The organism is Streptomyces sp. NPDC051907 (genome assembly GCF_040681075.1).
Classification (GTDB): Bacteria; Actinomycetota; Actinomycetes; order Streptomycetales; family Streptomycetaceae; genus Streptomyces.
The window spans coordinates 1-1361 of the sequence record NZ_JBFAYB010000245.1; the positions used below are offsets into that span (position 1 = coordinate 1).

2 protein-coding genes are annotated in these 1361 nt (G+C 37.3%); both read right to left on the reverse strand.

All coding sequences use genetic code 11. The features are described 5' to 3' along the window. The coding region (locus AB0M39_RS42110) for a N4-gp56 family major capsid protein (RefSeq protein WP_365374515.1) at positions 1–390 on the reverse strand (390 nt) is incomplete at its 3' end. Position 391: 1 nt separating this feature from the next. Next, positions 392–1087, reverse strand: coding sequence for a DUF4355 domain-containing protein (locus AB0M39_RS42115; RefSeq protein WP_312258008.1), 696 nt, complete (start codon positions 1085–1087; stop codon positions 392–394). Positions 1088–1361 lie beyond the last annotated feature (274 nt).

Here is a 1361-nt window from a genome sequence, read left to right on the forward strand (position 1 = left end):
AGTCTTAGCTGCGCTCAATAAGTCGTCATCGACTTTATTTGCAAGAGATAGCCCAAGTTGTTTATTAGATTCTCCAATTGGATCACCATAACCAGATAATGCGGCTTCATCCGTGATTTCTGTACCTTTTGCAGCTTTTTTAATTGTTACTGACTTAGTAGTAGTTCCGATTTTATCTAACGAAATTTCTCCGCCTTCTGCAACATCAGCAGCATCGCCAATATAAGTAAAAGCTGGGAATTTCAAAGTATTACCTGGTTGTCCTTGAAGTGTTGTGTCAACTTGTGCAAGAGGTGCAAACCGAAGTGCTTTATTCAATTCGTATGAAACAATTGGTGCAAGCACCTCTGGATTTACTAAGTCTGCAAGTGTTGTTTTTTGTTTTGACATTTTAATAGCCTCCTGTTAATTTTTTAAATTCATCTGGATTTGATTTTGCTAATTCAGCTTTTTCAGCATAAGTCATCGAATCAAATTTATCTTTATCGACTGATATTACATTACCCGGAACACGTTTAGGCGTTGTTCCTGTGTTTCGTGCTTTTTCCCACTGTGAGCGTTGATTATCAAGTAAATTGAGGAAAGTTTTTACATTACTGTAAGTTTTTTCTTCATCAACATCAACTAACAATCCTAATTCAGCAGCACTTAAAGCAATTCCACTTTCTTTCAATACTTCGTCAGCTTGACTGGTAATGTTTGAAATTTTGATTTGTGCTTTAAGGCTTGCGATTTCATCGTCTTTAGCTTTTTGAAGTTCGGCAGCTTTTTCTTCGTCAGATTTTTCTTTAACTGACTTTTTGCCACCTTTTTCAAGTTCTTCAATACGAGCCAGCGCTTGGTCAAGCTGTGTTTTTGTTTCATTTTTTTCAGCCTGCTCTTTTCCGATTCGTTTTTGAAGCTTTTCGACGATTTTGTCGCTGTCAGTTAACTCATCTTTATCGTCCCTTCCTGGCTCTCCGTTACCTGGAGGATTTTCTCCTGGATTAGGTTCTCCTTGTGGATTTGGATCAGGCGTCCCTAATCCTCCGTTTGGATCATCAGCAAAAAGTTGCAAATTAAGGGGTAAAAGTTCTGTTTGTTCCATTTCTGGTTCCTCCTACTCGCATTTAAAGACTTGGGAGTCTGATTTTCTCGTGTTTTATTTAGTGTCCACAACGTTCGGAAACGGACATAAGAAAAACCCATGGAATTCGACGGGTTTAAAAGTTTATTTGCTATAATTGAATTACTGGCTCATTTGCCTAGTATCTAGTAGAAAGGAAAAATAATTTGAGTTCTATAAAAAATGCTTACATCAAGTTCTGGTACACATTGATTTTGGTAGCTAATCAGAAAAACGATTCAGATGCTGAATTAGT

What these genes read in the sequence shown, in the direction of transcription:
- AB0M39_RS42115 (WP_312258008.1), bottom strand. Translation starts at nt 1,087, where the DNA reads ATGGAACAAACAGAACTTTTACCCCTTAATTTGCAACTTTTTGCTGAT.